This is a genomic window from Streptomyces sp. SP18BB07, from assembly GCF_036322545.1.
Lineage (GTDB): Bacteria > Actinomycetota > Actinomycetes > Streptomycetales > Streptomycetaceae > Streptomyces > Streptomyces deccanensis.
This window is the reverse complement of sequence record NZ_JAQYWT010000275.1, coordinates 1-15,269: the sequence shown is the minus strand read 5'-3', so window position 1 is coordinate 15,269 and position 15,269 is coordinate 1. Positions and strand designations below refer to the sequence as shown.

At 69.6% G+C, this 15,269-nt stretch carries 17 protein-coding genes and 1 riboswitch; of the genes, 4 read left to right on the top strand and 13 right to left on the bottom strand.

The window, feature by feature from the left end:
* Positions 1-58 precede the first annotated feature (58 nt).
* Entirely contained in the window at positions 59-343 is a 285-nt protein-coding gene (locus tag PUR53_RS13735) for a DUF4190 domain-containing protein (RefSeq protein WP_329897007.1), read from the bottom strand.
* Between the two features lie 106 nt (positions 344-449).
* Positions 450-614, bottom strand: coding sequence for a hypothetical protein (locus tag PUR53_RS13730; RefSeq protein WP_184899684.1), 165 nt, complete (start codon positions 612-614; stop codon positions 450-452).
* Positions 615-734: 120 nt separating this feature from the next.
* On the opposite strand from PUR53_RS13730, the gene PUR53_RS13725 reads away from it, so the two are divergent.
* Entirely contained in the window at positions 735-1,361 is a 627-nt protein-coding gene (locus tag PUR53_RS13725) for a TetR family transcriptional regulator (protein ID WP_329897006.1), read from the top strand.
* Between the two features lie 72 nt (positions 1,362-1,433).
* Here PUR53_RS13725 and PUR53_RS13720 read toward each other — a convergent pair whose 3' ends face one another.
* From PUR53_RS13720 to PUR53_RS13670, 11 genes are all read right to left on the bottom strand, one after another.
* On the bottom strand, positions 1,434-1,823 hold the full coding sequence (locus PUR53_RS13720; protein WP_329897005.1) for a hypothetical protein: 390 nt from the start codon (positions 1,821-1,823) through the stop codon (positions 1,434-1,436).
* A 167-nt stretch (positions 1,824-1,990) separates the two neighbouring features.
* Positions 1,991-2,845, bottom strand: a complete 855-nt coding sequence (locus tag PUR53_RS13715) for a thioesterase family protein (RefSeq protein WP_329897004.1) — start codon at positions 2,843-2,845, stop codon at positions 1,991-1,993.
* A 77-nt stretch (positions 2,846-2,922) separates the two neighbouring features.
* Entirely contained in the window at positions 2,923-3,558 is a 636-nt protein-coding gene (locus tag PUR53_RS13710; protein WP_329897003.1) for a trimeric intracellular cation channel family protein, read from the bottom strand.
* Positions 3,559-3,620: 62 nt separating this feature from the next.
* Complete coding sequence (locus PUR53_RS13705) at positions 3,621-4,892, bottom strand: ABC transporter ATP-binding protein (protein ID WP_329908442.1); 1,272 nt, start codon at positions 4,890-4,892, stop codon at positions 3,621-3,623.
* The gene (locus PUR53_RS13700) at positions 4,889-5,983 is read right to left on the bottom strand and encodes an ABC transporter ATP-binding protein (RefSeq protein WP_192334432.1); all 1,095 of its coding nucleotides are present in this window, start codon (positions 5,981-5,983) and stop codon (positions 4,889-4,891) included. Before PUR53_RS13700 ends, PUR53_RS13705 begins: the two co-directional genes overlap by 4 nt.
* On the bottom strand, positions 5,980-6,987 hold the full coding sequence (locus PUR53_RS13695) for an ABC transporter permease (RefSeq protein ID WP_329897001.1): 1,008 nt from the start codon (positions 6,985-6,987) through the stop codon (positions 5,980-5,982). Before PUR53_RS13695 ends, PUR53_RS13700 begins: the two co-directional genes overlap by 4 nt.
* A gap of 69 nt (positions 6,988-7,056) precedes the next feature.
* On the bottom strand, positions 7,057-8,811 hold the full coding sequence (locus tag PUR53_RS13690; protein WP_329897000.1) for an ABC transporter substrate-binding protein: 1,755 nt from the start codon (positions 8,809-8,811) through the stop codon (positions 7,057-7,059).
* Positions 8,812-8,867: 56 nt separating this feature from the next.
* A complete protein-coding gene (locus PUR53_RS13685) occupies positions 8,868-9,866 on the bottom strand; it encodes an ABC transporter permease (protein WP_329896999.1) in 999 nt (332 codons plus the stop codon).
* 316 nt (positions 9,867-10,182) lie between these two features.
* Positions 10,183-10,932 (bottom strand): enhanced serine sensitivity protein SseB C-terminal domain-containing protein, encoded by a 750-nt coding sequence (locus PUR53_RS13680; protein WP_239760538.1) that lies wholly within the window; start codon positions 10,930-10,932, stop codon positions 10,183-10,185.
* A gap of 251 nt (positions 10,933-11,183) precedes the next feature.
* Complete coding sequence (locus PUR53_RS13675; protein WP_329908441.1) at positions 11,184-11,960, bottom strand: enhanced serine sensitivity protein SseB; 777 nt, start codon at positions 11,958-11,960, stop codon at positions 11,184-11,186.
* Between the two features lie 74 nt (positions 11,961-12,034).
* The gene (locus PUR53_RS13670; protein ID WP_329897044.1) at positions 12,035-12,712 is read right to left on the bottom strand and encodes an AAA family ATPase; all 678 of its coding nucleotides are present in this window, start codon (positions 12,710-12,712) and stop codon (positions 12,035-12,037) included.
* A 190-nt stretch (positions 12,713-12,902) separates the two neighbouring features.
* A riboswitch (glycine riboswitch) is annotated at positions 12,903-13,001 on the top strand.
* A 168-nt stretch (positions 13,002-13,169) separates the two neighbouring features.
* Between PUR53_RS13670 and gcvT the strand changes: the two genes are divergently transcribed.
* The 3 genes from gcvT to PUR53_RS13655 all read left to right on the top strand — a co-directional run.
* Positions 13,170-14,297, top strand: coding sequence for a glycine cleavage system aminomethyltransferase GcvT (gcvT, locus tag PUR53_RS13665; protein WP_329908440.1), 1,128 nt, complete (start codon positions 13,170-13,172; stop codon positions 14,295-14,297).
* A gap of 120 nt (positions 14,298-14,417) precedes the next feature.
* Positions 14,418-14,795, top strand: a complete 378-nt coding sequence (gene gcvH / locus PUR53_RS13660) for a glycine cleavage system protein GcvH (RefSeq protein WP_045562486.1) — start codon at positions 14,418-14,420, stop codon at positions 14,793-14,795.
* Positions 14,796-14,813: 18 nt separating this feature from the next.
* A partial coding sequence (locus tag PUR53_RS13655; RefSeq protein ID WP_329896996.1) for an aminotransferase class I/II-fold pyridoxal phosphate-dependent enzyme occupies positions 14,814-15,269 on the top strand: 456 nt, incomplete at its 3' end.

Below are 15,269 nucleotides of genomic sequence, written 5' to 3'. Positions count from 1 at the left end.
ACGGGGCCGTGTCCGGGCGACCTCGGGGTGCTCCGGGGTGGACCGGGGGTTTCCGGCCTCAGATGCTCCAGGACACCGTGTTCGTCGTCTGCATCAGGGTGGCGAGGACGACCAGGTCGGCGATGCCCAGGCCGAGGCCCAGGAAGGCGCGGCCCCGTCGTGTCGTGCCGCGCTTGAGGGCCACCGCCGCGAGGACGATCGCGATCGGGCCGAGGAAGAGGTTCAGGACGAGGAGGCCCAGGAGGCCGAGGACGAAGGAGGCGACGGCCATGCCGTCGGCGTCACGGCCTCGGGGGCGGGCGGTGGTGCTTCCGGTCTGCTGGCGCGGGGCGGTGAGCTGCATGGTCGGTCTGCTCCCAACGGGTTTCCGGGGGACGGTCGTCAGTCGATGGCGTCGGAGTCAGTGGCGGGATCGGTGGCGGTGGCGGTGGCGGTGGCGCGGTGAACGGTCAGTGCGTGCCGCGGCCGCGGCGGGCGTGGCGCTCGCGGTACGCGAAGATCGCCAGCCAGAGGGCGATACCGACGGCCAGGACGGTCGAGACGGCCGGCGGCACATGCGCCACGGTGCCCAGGACGACACCCAGCAGCAGAAGTGCGGCGACGAGGAACAACATCGTGGGAACGCCTCTCGTTACAGTTGGGTGAACGGTTGTAGTTACACTTGTTCACTGACTGCCAAGCCTAGCGCGCCTCCCGGCTTTGCAATTACGGAGAACAGTTGTTAACTGCATGGCATGAGTCACACTTTCGGCGTCCGGCAGGTGCAGAAGCAGAAGACGCGGCGGGCGCTCATGGACGCCGCCCTCGCCCTGCTGGAGGAGCAGAGCCTCAGCAGCCTGGGACTTCGCGAGGTCACCCGGGCCGTGGGGGTCGCCCCCACCGCGTTCTACCGACACTTCCGGTCGACCGCGGACCTCGGTGTCGCGCTGGTCGAGGAGGCGCTCGGCAGTCTGCACCCCGTGCTGGCGGATCTGATGTCGGCGGTGGGCGACAGTGACGAACTCATCGAGCGCGCCGTGGATCTGATCGCCCGCCACGTCGACGGGTACCCCGCACACGTCCGGTTCATCGCGCGGGAACGGCACAGCGGGGTCCAGCCGGTACGGGACGCGATCCAGGGGCAACTGGCCCGGTTCGCCGAGGAGGTGCGCGGCGAGCTGGCCAAGCGGCCGGAGACCGCGGGGTGGACCGACGACGACCGGCTGATGCTCGCGGGCCTGTACGTCGATCAGATGCTGATGACCGCCTCACTGTTCCTGGAGGCCCAGCGCGAACCGGAGGAAGAACGCCGGCGGGTGACCCGCCTGGCGAGCCGCCGGATGCGACTGATCAGCATCGGCTGTCGCCACTGGCTGGACTGACCTCCGCGCACACGACAGGGAGGGCGCGCCCGAACACATCGGGCGCGCCCTCCCTGTGATCCACCGCGCCGGTCAGCTGCCCTCGGCCGCCGACGCCGACGCCTCCTGGCTCGGCGCGCCGCTCGGCGCCCCGCTCGGCGGCTGGCCGCCCTGGCCGCCCCCGGGGCCGCCGCAGCCGCCACCGCCACCGGGGCCGCCGCTCTGGCCGCCACCGCCCGGGGCACCGCTGGGCGCGCCGGACGGCTGCCCGGAAGGGGCGCCCGAGGGAGCACCGGACGGCTCCTGCCCGTCGGCCGATGGCGCACCCGAGGGAGCGCCCGACGGAGGCGCACAGCTCTGCTGCTGACCCGAGTTGCCGTTGTTCGAGGTGGACGACGACGAGTCGCCGGAGCCGCACGCCACCAGGAAGAGGGGTGCGGCCGCCAGCAGGGCGACGGCGGGGACGAGACGTGCACGCTTCATGAGAGACAACTCCAAGAACGATGAGGGAGTTCGTGAGCGGCATCGAATCAACTCAGCTTGGGGCTCCCTTGAGTTCGCGCTGTGCCATCCCTGTGCGAACGGCAAAGCGATCACCAACGTCCCCTCGGCACCCGGCACCCGGCACCCGGCACCCGGCACCCGGCGCCTCAGTCCGACAGCCTGGCCCTCGCCAGCTGGCGCGACTGGGCGACCAGGCGGTCGGCGCTGTCCCAGACCTCGGCGTCCTCCTCCAGGAAGCCCCCGGCGAGATTGCGGGTGGTGATGGCGACCCGCAGCGGTCCCGGCGCCGGACGGCACCGGATGTGCACGGTCAGCTCGACCGTCGGGACCCAGCCCTTCAGGCCCATCTCGAAGGCGGTCGGCGGCAGCGCGTCCACCGCGAGGAGCAGGGAGAACGGGTCGGCGTCACGGCCGTCGGCGAGCCCGAACCACGACCGCATCTCGCCCTTGCCGGAGGGCGCGCCGAGGGCCCAGCCCAGGGTCGCGGGGTCGAGCTTCAGGAACAGCCGATCGGCGATGGCGGAGCCACCGGGCACGGGGCCGGGGGCGTCCTGCGGGCCGAAGCACTGCTCGATCGGCGGGATCGCGGGCGGCTTCGCCGTCGTCCGGACGTCGTCCGGGAGGGAGTCCAGGTCGCCGTAGGAGGCGAGGACGCGTATCCGCTCGATCTCGCGGCCCTCGTCGTCGTACTGGAAGAGGGACGCCTGGCCGGTCGAGAGGGTCCGGCCGGTGCGGACGACGTCCGTGCGGACGACCGCGGGGCCGGGCTGGGACGCGGTCAGGTAGTACGCGGAGATCGTGAACGGGTCGCCGTGCGGGAGCGCGTCGGCGAGGGCGCGGCCCAGGACGGCCAGGAGGTAGCCGCCGTTGACGGCGCCGATGATCGTCCAGCCGGCGGAGAGGTCGATGTCGTAGACGCCGGGCGCCCGCCGGGTGAGCGCGGTGTCCCGGTCGAACTCGCTGTCGCCGACGGTGGCCTGTACGGAAGCTGCTTCGGGCATGGATGAACCGTACAACAGGTCGTTACTAAGCGGTAGCTTTATGCCCCGCACCTCCTATGCCCCGCATCTCCTATGCCTCACGCCTCCTCGACGGCGGCGGACCTCCTGTTCCACGCGCGCGGCGCCCGCCAGTGGTAGCGCATCGCCAGCAGCCGCAGGACGAAGGCCGTGATCGCGGCGAGGGCCGAGGTGACGGGGTTCAGGGCGTCCTGGCTGATGCACAGGACGACCAGGCCGGCGCCGACCATCGCGGGCACCGCGTACAGGTCGCGGTCCCAGCGCAGCAGCGAGGGGACCTCGTTGGCGAGGACGTCCCGCAGCACACCTCCGCCGACCGCCGTGGCGAGGCCGAGAGTTGCGGAGGCGGTCAGGCCGAGCCCGTAGTCGTACGCCTTCGTCGTGCCCGCGACACAGAAGAGGCCGAGGCCGGCGGCGTCGAAGACGTTCACCCCGGTCTGGATGCGCTCCACGTGCGGGTGGAGGAAGAAGACGAGGAGGGCGGCGAGCAGCGGAGTGAGGAAGTAGCCGAGGTCGGTGAAGGCGGCCGGCGGTACGGCGCCGATGATCAGGTCTCGGAACAGGCCGCCGCCGAGCGCGGTGACCTCGGCGAGGACGGCGATGCCGAAGATGTCGAAGTTCTTGCGGACGGCCAGGAGCGCACCGGAGATGGCGAAGACGAAGATGCCGATCAGGTCGAGCGGGTAGGGGGACACCCGTACATTCTGCCCCGTAAACAAGTGTGCGCCTTGCAATGCAAGGCGCACACCGTCTGGCATCAGTCTTTACCGGGCTCCTCGGGGCCCTCGGGCTCCTTGGCCGCCTCGGGCTCCTTGGCCGCCTCGGGCTTCTCGGCCGCCTCGGGCTTCTCGGGGGCCTCGGGCTTCTCGGGGGCCCCCGGCTTCTCGGGGGCTTCAGGCGCCTCCGGCTCCGCCGCCTTCTTCACCGTGTCCGGCACCAGTTCGCCCGCTTCCTTCGCGGCCGTCAGCAGGACGACGTCCTGCGGCTGCTGGTCCTCGAAGTTCTCCGGGTGGTGGCAGGCGACCCGCTGGCCCGGCTTCAGCTCGGCGAGCGGCGGCTCGGTGGTCTTGCAGACCTGGGTGGCCTTCCAGCACCGGGTGTGGAAGCGGCAACCGCTCGGCGGCGCGATCGGCGAGGGCACGTCGCCCTTGAGCAGGATGCGCTCGCTCTTGGCGCCCCGGCGCGACGGGTCCGGGATCGGCACGGCCGACAGCAGCGCCTTGGTGTACGGGTGCATCGGCGCCGCGTACAGCGAGTCCCGGTCGGCCAGCTCGACGATCTTGCCGAGGTACATCACCGCGATGCGGTCGGAGACGTGGCGGACCACGGACAGGTCGTGCGCGATGATCACGTACGTCAGGCCGAGCTCGTCCTGGAGGTCGTCCATCAGGTTGACGACCTGGGCCTGGATCGACACGTCGAGCGCGGAGACCGGCTCGTCCGCGACGACCATCCGGGGCTTGAGGGCGAGCGCGCGGGCGATGCCGATGCGCTGGCGCTGACCGCCGGAGAATTCGTGCGGGTAGCGGTTGTAGTGCTCGGGGCTCAGGCCCACCAGCTCCAGCAGGCGCTGGACCTCCTTCTTCACCCCACCCTCGGGCTCCACGCCCTGGAGCTTGAAGGGCGCCGAGACGATGGTGCCGATGGTGTGCCGGGGGTTCAGCGAACCGTACGGGTCCTGGAAGATCATCTGGATGTCGCGGCGCAGCGGGCGCATGCCGGCGGTCTTCAGGTGCGTGATGTCCGTACCGTCGAACTCGACCTTCCCGCCGGAGGGTTCGAGGAGGCGGGTGATGAGCCGGCCCATGGTCGACTTGCCGCAGCCGGACTCGCCGACGACGCCGAGAGTCTCGCCCCGGCGGACCTCGAAGTCGATGCCGTCGACGGCCTTGACCGCCCCGACCTGCCGCTGGAGCAGGCCCTTCTTGATGGGGAAGTGCTTGACCAGGCCCTCGACCCTGAGCAGCGGTTTCTCGTCGGCGTCGGCGCGCGGGGCCGGCACGGCGGCCCGGGTCTCAGTCTCGCTCACAGCTTCGGCGCAATCTCTTCGGTCCAGATCCGCGTACGGTCCTCCTGCGACAGGTGGCAGGCGGTGAAGTGCCGGCCGCCGACCTCGCGCAGGTCGGGGCGCTCGGTGCGGGTGATGTTGTCCTTGGGGACGTCCGCGTAGGGGCAGCGCGGGTTGAAGGCGCAGCCCGAGGGGACGTTGATAAGGCTCGGCGGCTGGCCCTTGACCGGGATGAGCCGGTCGGTCTGGGCGCGGTCGATACGCGGCATCGAACCGAGCAGGCCCCAGGTGTAGGGGTGCTGCGGCTGGTGGAAGATGTCGTCGACCGGGCCGCGCTCCACACAGCGGCCGCCGTACATCACCAGGATGTCGTCGGCGATCTCGGCGACCACACCGAGGTCGTGCGTGATGATGATGACCGCCGATCCGAACTCCTTCTGCAGGTCCCGGATCAGGTCGAGGATCTGCGCCTGCACGGTCACGTCGAGCGCGGTGGTGGGCTCGTCGGCGATCAGCAGTTCGGGGTTGTTGACCAGGGCCATGGCGATCATGGCGCGCTGGCGCATACCGCCGGAGAACTCGTGCGGGTAGCCGTCGACCCGCTTGTGGGGCTCCGGGATGCCGACGCGGTCGAGGAGTTCGATCGCGCGCTTGCGGGCGACCTTCTTGCTGACGTCGTGGTGGACCCGGTAGGCCTCCACGATCTGGCTGCCGACCTTGTAGTACGGGTGCATCGCGGACAGCGGGTCCTGGAAGATCATCGCCATGTCGCGGCCGCGCAGCCGGCGTACCTCGTCGGGGCTCGCCCCGACGAGTTCCTTGCCGTCGAGCCAGATCTCGCCGGACATCTGGACGTTCTTGCCGCGTGCCCCGAGCCGGTGCAGGCCCATGATCGCCAGCGAAGTGACCGACTTGCCGGAACCGGACTCGCCCACGATGCCGAGGGTCTTGCCCTTCTCCAGCTGGAAGGAGAGACCGTCGACGGACTTGACCAGACCGTCGTCGGTGGGGAAGTGGACCTTGAGGTCGCGCACTTCGAGGAACGCCTCGGGGGTGTCCCCCGCGCGTGCGGGCTCGCCGACGGCGGCCCCGGTCTTGGACAGTTCGGTCACGAGAGCCTCACCCGCGGGTCGATCGTGGCGTACAGCAGGTCCACCACAAGGTTCATGAAGACGACGAAGAACGCCGCGAGCAGGGTCACCCCGAGGATCGGGGGCAGGTCGTTGGCGCTGATCGACTGGACCGCGTACTCACCGATGCCGTGCAGGGAGAACACGGTCTCGGTGATGAGGGCACCGCCGAGGAGCAGTCCGACGTCCATGCCGAAGACCGTCACCAGCGGGGTCAGCGCGGCCCGCAGACCGTGCTTGACGACCACGTTGCGCTCGCGCAGGCCCTTGGCCCGTGCGGTGCGGATGTAGTCCTCGTTCATCGTCTCCAGCATGCCCGAGCGGGTGAGCCGGGCGTAGATGGCGGAGTAGAGGAGCGCCAGCGAGCACCACGGCAGGAAGAGGGTGTTGGCCCACTGCGAGGGGTTCTCGGTGAAGGGGACGTACGTCCTGCCGAAGATCTCCAGCTGGTAGCTGAACAACAGCAGGGCCAGCTGACCGGTGAAGAACATGGGCAGGGAGACGCCGGCGAGGGCCACGCCCATGGCGGCCCGGTCGAAGAACGAGCCGGGCTTCAGGGCCGAGATGACACCGGCGATGATGCCGCCCAGCAGCCACAGCACAGCGGCACCGGCTGCGAGCGAGATCGTCACGGGGAGCCGGCTGGTGAGCTGCGGCCAGACCTCCAGGTGGTCCTTGAAGGAGTAGCCGAAACAGGGCGCGTCGCAGCGGACCGTGGTGGGACCGAGGTCGTACGTGGCACCGGAGACGATCCCCTTGAGGAAGTTCCAGTACTGCTCGTAGACCGGCTGGTCCAGGCCGAGGTTCCGCTTGACCGCCGCGATGTCCTCGGGTGTGGGGTTCTTGCCGATGTACTGCTGTGCCAGCTGGTCGACGGACTGCCCGGCGAGCTTCGGCAGGATGAAGAAGATGCCGAAGGTGACCGCGGTGACGACGAGCAGCAGGATCACCGCCGCGATCGTCCGGCGGATGATGTACGAGATCACGAGGACCGGCGCCGGCGCCCGCGGGTGTGTTCACCCGCGGGCGCCAATGCCTTCACCTGCCTTCCGGGGCTACTTCTTTTCCTTGGCACCGATGTTGAGGTAGTCGTACTGACCGCTGAAGGCCGCGGACGACACCAGGTTGGTGGCGTACGGCGAGCGGTACAGCAGGACCTTGAAGTAGGTCAGCGGCACGATGGCGGCCTGCTCCATGACCTTCTTGTCGACCTCGGTGTACGCGGCGGTGCGGGCGGCCTCATCGGTGTTGCCGATCGCGTCGTCGAGCAGCTTGTTGATCGCCGGGTCGTCCAGCTCCGACAGGTTGGTGTTGCCGGACTGGCCGATGGCCTTGCCGTGCACGATCTGCTGCAGGAAGCCGTAGCCGGTCGGCCAGTCGGCGCCCCACTGCATCATGATCAGGCCGATGTTGTTCTTCTTGTTGAACGCGGGCACGCCCGCGTAGTCCGAGAAGTACTTGCCCGACGGGTACTGCTTGATGTCGGCCTCGATGCCGACCTTCTTCAGCGCCTCGACGATCGCGGTGGCCGCGTCGACCTCGCCCTGCCGGTCGGTGCGGGCGGAGATGGAGGTCTTGAAGCCGCCCTCCTTGCCACAGGCCTTCAGGTGCTCCTTGGCCTTGGCGACGTCACCCTTGCTGTCCGGGGTGGCGTACGTGTCGGCCTTCTCGTAGCCCGAGACATCGGTGGGCAGGACGGTGGAGGCGATGTCACCGCGGTACGGACCACCCATCGCGGTCTGCACGGCGGTCTTGTCGATCGCGTACTGGACGGCCTTGCGGCACTCGACGTTGTCGAACGGCGCCACCTTGGTGTTGATCGCCGTGTAGACGAGACGGCCGCCGGGCGTGTTGTCCGTGTTGGCGAGCTGGTCCTTGTCCTTCAGGATCTGCGCCTGCGTCTGCTGGTCGACACCGGTGCCCTGAATGTCGATCATGGTGTCGCCGGCCATCACGTCCTTGTCGATGGTGGCCTTGTTGACCTTCAGGTTCACCACGATCTTGTCCGGGTACTGCTTGCGCAGCGGGTCCGTCTTGGCGTCCCACTGGTCATTGCGCACCAGGACGATCTGCTTGCCCTCCTCGTACTTCTCGAACTTGTACGAGCCGGAGGAGACGACCTTCTTGGTGTAGTCGACGCCGGTGTCCTTGGCCTTCGGCACCGGAGCCGTCTGCGGCATGGTGGCCAGGTAGTCGAACTCGGAGAACGGCTTGTTCAGCTTGAAGACGATGGTGTGGTCGTCCGGGGTCTCTATGGACGAGATGCCCTTGTCGCTCTTGTCCTCGTAGGGGCCCTTGTACTTGTCCGGGTCGTCCAGCATCTGCTGGAAGTAGTTCGGACCGAGGGACAGCACGTCACGCGCGAAGTTCGAACGCTCCACGGCGTACTTGACGTCCTTGGAGGTAACCGCGGTGCCGTCCTCGTACTTGACGCCCTGGCGGATCTTGTACGTCCAGGTCTTGCCGCCGTCGCTGGGCGTGCCCTTGCTCTCGGCGAGGTCCGGGACGATCTCGTTGCCCGCCTCACCGGCGGCCGGCTTGAACGTCATCAGCGGACGCGCGTAGAGGCGGCTGAAGTTGAAGCCGTACGCGTAGTACATGTTGCCCGGGTCGAGGGACTCGGGGGCGTCGGAGCTGGCGTAGGTGACCGTGCCGCCCTTCGCCGTGGACTCGTTGACGACACCCTTGGTCGCGGCGTTGGCGCCGGCGCCCTTGGGGGTGTCCGTACCGTCTTCCGCCTTGCTGCAGGCGGACAGGAGCAGGCCGGCGCTGCTCACAACCGCGACAGCGGCCATTGCTGACCTTCGCATGATGGTCGGTTTCCCCTTCGTAGTTGGACAGTTGTGTGGGACGACGGCCGCAGACGTCAGCGGCTGCGGGGGTCGAGGGCGTCCCGGAGGCCGTCACCGAGGAGGTTGAAGGCCAGCACCGTGATGAAGATCGCGAGGCCGGGAACGATCATGTACTGCGGATCGACCTCGAAGAAGTCGACCGCCTGGTTGAGCATTCCGCCCCAGGAGGCCTGCGGCGGCTGGATCCCGACCCCGAGGAAGCTGAGCGACGCCTCGAAGATGATGTTGGTCGGGATGAGCAGGGTCGAGTAGACGATGATCGGCGCGACGAGGTTGGGCAGCAGTTCCTTGAACAGGACGTACGGGCCGCCCGCGCCCATCCCGCGCGAGGCGTCGATGAACTCCCGCTCGCGCAGCGCCAGGGTCTGACCGCGCACGATGCGTCCCATGTACGGCCAGTTGAAGAAGCCGATGACGAAGATCAGCACCGAGATGTGCAGCGGCAGTCCCTCGAGGCCGAAGGCGCCGCCCTGGAGCGTCGCGGAGATGGCGATGGCGAACAGCAGCAGCGGGAACGCCAGGAAGGTGTCCATCAGCCGGCTCACGACCGTGTCGACCCGGCCGCCGTAGTAGCCGGCGACCAGGCCGAGCACCACGCCGATGGCGTTGGACAGGATCGTCGCGCCGAAGGCCACCACCAGGGAGACCCAGGAGCCCTCCAGGATGCGGGCGAGGATGTCGCGGCCGAACTTCGGCTCGACACCGAGCGGGTGGTCCCAGCTCATCCCGCCGAAGTCACCCTTCGGCAGGGAGGTGTTGGGGTCGATCAGGTCCTGGTTGAAGGCGTTGGGGTCGAGCCCCAGCATCGACTGCAGCGGCCGGGAGAGGGCCGCGATCAGGATCAGCAGGACGACGATGATGCCGCCGGCGACCGCCACCTTGTCGCGCTTGAAGCGGGTCCAGGCGATCTGGCCGAGCGAACGGCCCTCGATCTTCTTGGCCTCGACACCTGCCAGCACGGCCTCGGGCTGTGCCTCGGCCTGCGATCCGGTCGTCTCAATGGGTGCGGTCATCGTCCCTCGTGCTTGCCCGTGCCGGTGGTTGCCGACTGTGCCTGGCGGCCGCCCGGGTCTGCGGTGCGGTCCGTCACCACTGCTTCTCTTGCTCTGTGACTACTGATGGGTACGAGAGGGAGGTACGGCACCGAACTTCACCGCATGAACAGCGTGTTCGCCGGATCCCCCCATCGCTCTGGGGGAGTCTTCAACGGCCGCGCGATCAGGCACCAGACTTGGCGGCGAATGTATGCGCAACCGTGATGTGGCCAGCAGGGTTCCGCTATGCGGACGTGACGCTCTGTTGAGCGGTGGACACCACGCTCACCCCGGCTCAGTAGCCGCTCGGGTAGCCGTATCCGCCCGCCGCCGGGGCCTGAGCGGGCGCCGCGTGGGCCTCTCGGTCGTAGAAGGGGCGGGCGCCCGCGCGCAGCCACATGGCGACCGGGTCGTACTCGTCGGACATGGCGACGGTGGAGACGGGCAGCCCGTCCGGGACCGCGCCGATGGACTGCTGCATCATGGCCCGCACCGAGTCGACGGCCGGCGGCGAGGTGTCGTACACGTCGAGGCCGATGGCGAGGTACGGCGCGCCGAGCGCGGGCTGCACCCAGGCGCGGCGCAGGGAGCGCACGGCGGGCGTGCGGTGGGCGTTCTGCGTCAACAGGGCGTAGAACTGCGGGATCTCGATGGCAGGCTCGGACAGCCTGAGCGGGCCGGCCGGCTGTCGCTCCAGGCCCGTGGCGATCCGGCGCAGGTCGAGCCAGGGGATGCCGACGCCGCCGCCGGGCGCGTGCGGGTTGAGCCAGAGGCCGTAGTGGTCGGGGTAGAGGGTGCGGGCCACGTCGAGGCCGTCGACCACCTCGTAACTGCGGTTCCAGCCACTGGCGGAGAGCTCCTGGGCGGAGGTCACGCAGGGGGCGTAGTTGAACCCGTCGACCTCCATGTTCCCGTACTGGGCGTCCGGGGAGCCGGCCTGGCCGTGCCAGAGCAGCATCCAGATCTGGCCGGAGGACGGGGTGGCGAGGGCACGCAGCAGCGCCTCGTAGGCGTCGTAACGCCCGGGCGTCACCTGCCGCAGCATGTGCTCGACCTGCCCGGTGGCGATGCTGCCGCTCACGTTGGCCGTCCTTCGTGTTGGACCCTGGTTATAGGAGACAGCTTAGGTGGTGCGCTGGTTGAGCCGGTGAGGGCTCGGGGGGTGCGGTGATCTGCGGACTACGGGTCGTGTGTGGTTGATCGCTCCCCCACGCTCGACTGCGCTCGAGCGGGAGGGACCCCCATCGCGGCGGAGCCGCATGGGAACACAGCCCCGCGCCCCTGACGGGGCGCCGATCAGTACCCCTGCTGGAAGAACGGCCGTACCTTTTCGCGGAGCCAGTCGCCGACCGGGTCCTGCGCCACGTCCAGGAAGACCATGTTGACCGGCCAGGGGACGGGGGTCTTGGCGAGGGCCCGGCCGAGGGCGGCGAGGGGGAGGGAGCGGTCGGCCTCCCAGGAGGCCAGTTCGACGCCGATGAACATCACGGGGTCGGCGGTCTCGATGGTGGCGAGGCAGCGGCGGGCGGAGAGGACGACCCCGGTGCCGGCGAACTCGGCGGAGGCCGCGGCCAGGAAGTCCACCGGGTCGTCCTGCCAGTCCGGTTCGTAGAGGCGGACGCGGGCGCCGCTCGCCGATCCGTCCAGCGGGGTCCGCCCGGCCCGGCACAGCTCGGCCACGGCGGGCGGCGGCAGCGGGATGCCCACGACGCCGTCGGGGTTGAGGGCGAGCCCGATCTGCGGGGGCAGGCCCCGCGCGAACTCGACGGCCGGGGCGATCGTGTACGACATGTGGTTGCCGACGACCTGGCGGAACTGCTCCTCGGAGCTGAAGACCGGCACGTACGCCTGCCCGTCGAACTCCATCGTCGGCAGGTCGAGCTGACCGCTCTGCGGGCCGCCGCCCTCCGGCAGCGGCACCCAGACGAAGCTGCGGGCCAGCACCTCCACGATCCGCGCCCCGGCCTGGGGCACCCCGAGCGAGGCGGACAGCACCTCCTCCAGCTCGTTGCCGGGCCATCCGCCGTGCCCATGGGGATACGCCTGTGCCGGAAAGTCCGCCGGGAAGTCCATCTGCTGCCTACCGCTTTGCTCCGTGATGCTGTTGTCCCTGCACCTTAATTGCTTCCGGGGCGGGGGCGCGCCCTTCAGGAGCGCGGGAAGTGGATCCGCTTCAGGACATCGGCGGCGGCCCGGTCGATGAGGACGGCCGCCCCGCAGCCCTCCGGCAGCCTCCCCTTCTCCACCGCCCGCAGCAGCCGGGTCATCGCCCCCCTGTGCCGCGCGAAGGCGTACCGGGAGACGCCCCGTCCCCGCTCCCGCTGTCCGTCCCGGGCCTCACCGGGAGTGACGTCCAGCAACAGCAGGTGAAGCGTGCCGCCCCGGCGGCGGGCCTCGCGCGCGAGCCAACTGCGCACCCACGCCTGCGCCCCGCAGTCGTGCACGACGACGCCCTCCCCCGAGCGGAGGGCGCGTCGCAGCGCGGCGTAGTGCGCGAGGCGCACGAAGGGGCGGTAGACCGCGTACGGCAGATGACGGCCGAAGCGGGCGTCGAAGCGGTCGCGGGTGTCCTGGGAGTCGATGCGGACGCCGGGCACCGCCCGCCGCATCAGGGTCGACTTGCCGCTGCCGGGGAGCCCGGTGACCACCACCAGGTCGTCAGGGCCGAAGGTCAGCTCGTGGGGGCTGCGCCCGGAACGCGCCCGGAGGTCGCGGACGACCGCCCTCGGGAACGGGCCGCACGCCGCGCCGGACGGTGCGACGGGCTGCTTGGGCATCGCGATGCCCGACGTCGTCGCGTACGCCGTGGTCCTGTTCACCGTGATCGTCCTCTCCGGGGGTATGGAGGTCCCATCCCCACAGACTGTAAAGAGAAGGTAATGCCCGATCCCTCCTGGTTCAGTCCTCGTATTGCCACAAGAGTGCTACGGGCCGCTGTGTCTGCCTTGAAAGCTCCCCCTGCCGCACCACGTCGATGCGTGCGATGATGTCCGCGCCAACTGCATACCGGCCGCTTGAATCCGCGCGGGAGAGTCCCCGGCAGCACATCGCTGGGGCGCCGAAGGAGCAAGTCCCTCCCTTGAATCTCTCAGGCCCAGATACCGCGCGGGCGAGGCACATCTGAAAAGCGGGCCGTACCTCCCTTCCGCGGGGGGCGGCTCCACCCACGGTGCAAGTCACGACCACCGGTACGTACGGTCGTGGTGAACCTCTCAGGTTCCGATGACAGATGGGGAGGAATGTCCTCACCTGTCGCCTGTCATGCCCTGGGAGCGGAAACCGATGAGCAGCAGCCCCACCACTGGACCGCGCCGTACCGCGCTCGATGCCCTGCACCGCTCGCTCGGTGCGACGATGACCGACTTCGCGGGCTGGGACATGCCGCTGCGCTACGGCTCCGAGCGGGACGAGCACCTCGCCGTCCGCACGAAGGCCGGACTCTTCGACCTGTCCCACATGGGCGAGATCACCGTCACCGGACCGCGGGCCGCCGCCCTGTTGGACTACGCCCTCGTGGGCAACATCGGGAGCGTCGGCGTCGGCCGTGCCCGCTACACCATGATCTGCCGCGAGGACGGCGGCATCCTCGACGACCTGATCGTCTACCGGCTGGCCGAGACCGAGTACCTGGTCGTCGCGAACGCCTCCAACGCCCAGGTGGTGCTGGACGCGCTCGTCGAACGTTCCGCCGGGTTCGACGCCGAGGTGCGCGACGACCGGGACGCGTACGCGCTGCTGGCCGTGCAGGGCCCCGAGTCGCCCGGGATCCTGGCCTCCCTCACCGACGCCGACCTCGACGGGCTGAAGTACTACGCGGGGCTGCCGGGCACGGTCGCCGGGGTCCCCGCGCTGATCGCGCGCACCGGGTACACCGGCGAGGACGGCTTCGAGCTGTTCGTGAAGCCGGAGCACGCGGTCGAGCTGTGGCAGGCGCTGACCAAGGCGGGCGAGGGCGTCGGCCTGGTCCCCTGCGGACTGTCCTGCCGGGACACCCTCCGCCTGGAGGCGGGCATGCCGCTGTACGGGCATGAGCTGACCGAGGAGCTGACGCCGTTCGACGCCGGTCTCGGCCGGGTCGTGAAGTTCGAGAAGGAGGGCGACTTCGTGGGCCGCCAGGCTCTGCGCGAGGCCCTCGAGAACCTCCACCACGACGAGCCGCGCGTCCTCGTCGGTCTGGTCGCCGAGGGCCGCCGGGTGCCGCGCGCCGGGTACCCGGTGGTCGCCGGCGGCGAGGTGATCGGCGAGGTCACCTCCGGCGCCCCCTCCCCCACCCTGGGCAAGCCGATCGCCATGGCCTACGTCGACGCCGCGCACTCCGCGCCGGGCACGGCCGGTGTGGGCGTGGACATCCGGGGCAGCCACGAGCCGTACGAGGTCGTGGCGCTGCCGTTCTACAAGCGGCAGAAGTAGACACTGGGCGCGATGTCGCCCGCCCCCGAGCGTGACACTGGGCACATTCGCGCTGCTCAACAGCGGTTTCAGCAGTCCCCCCTTCATCACCACTCCCTCGCGTACAGGAGAATTCAGGCCATGAGCAACCCCCAGCAGCTGCGCTACAGCAAGGAGCACGAGTGGCTGTCGGTCGCCGAGGACGGCGTCTCGACGGTCGGCATCACGGAGTTCGCGGCGAACGCGCTCGGCGATGTCGTCTACGCCCAGCTCCCCGAGGTGGGCTCCACGGTGACCGCGGGCGAGACCTGTGGCGAACTGGAGTCCACGAAGTCGGTCAGCGACCTGTACTCGCCGGTCTCCGGTGAGATCACCGAGATCAACGAGGACGTCGTGAGCGACCCGTCGCTGGTGAACACCGCCCCGTTCGAGGGCGGGTGGCTGTTCAAGGTACGCGTCGCGGAGGAGCCGGACGATCTGCTCTCCGCCGACGAGTACGTCGCCCACACCGCCGGCTGAGAAGACGAGGTCGTACGCATGTCGCTTCTGAACACGCCCCTGCACGAGCTGGACCCGGACGTCGCCGCCGCCGTCGACGCCGAGCTGCACCGCCAGCAGTCCACCCTGGAGATGATCGCCTCGGAGAACTTCGCTCCGACCGCCGTCATGGAGGCGCAGGGCTCGGTCCTCACCAACAAGTACGCCGAGGGCTACCCGGGCCGCCGCTACTACGGCGGCTGCGAGCACGTCGACGTCGCCGAGCAGATCGCCATCGACCGGGTGAAGGACCTGTTCGGCGCCGAGTACGCCAACGTGCAGCCGCACTCCGGCGCCTCCGCCAACCAGGCCGCCCTCTTCGCCCTGGCCCAGCCCGGCGACACCATCCTCGGCCTGGACCTGGCGCACGGCGGTCACCTCACCCACGGGATGCGGCTGAACTTCTCGGGCAAGCAGTTCGAGGTCGTCGCCTACCACGTGGACACCGCGACCGGT